Below are 345 nucleotides of genomic sequence, written 5' to 3'. Positions count from 1 at the left end.
GCCGTATCGTGAGCGGCATCATCTTTGTGATCAGGAACGGGCTGCGGTGGCGTGATGCACCGGCCGATTATGGTCCGCACAAGACGATCTACAACCGCTTCATCCGCTGGAGCCGCCTGGGTGTGTTCAACCGCATCTTTGCCGAGCTTGCCGCAAAAGGAGGCCGCCCGGACCGACTGATGATCGATGCCACCCATCTCAAGGCGCACCGGACGGCAGCAAGCCTGCTAAAAAAGGGGCTCTTCCCAGACGTATCGGGCGCACCAAAGGTGGCCTGAACTCCAAGCTTCACGCTGTCTGCGACGGCAAGGGCCGTCCGTTGATCATGCTGCTCAGCGAAGGGCA

1 pseudogene is annotated in these 345 nt (G+C 60.9%); it reads left to right on the top strand.

The window, feature by feature from the left end:
• A pseudogene (locus tag ILT46_RS12045) lies at positions 1–345 on the top strand (IS5 family transposase); the annotation flags it as partial.

Source organism: Qipengyuania sp. YIM B01966, assembly GCF_016461955.1.
Lineage (GTDB): Bacteria > Pseudomonadota > Alphaproteobacteria > Sphingomonadales > Sphingomonadaceae > QFOP01.
Note: the sequence above shows the minus strand (reverse complement) of the source record. Positions and strands in the feature narration are given on the sequence as shown.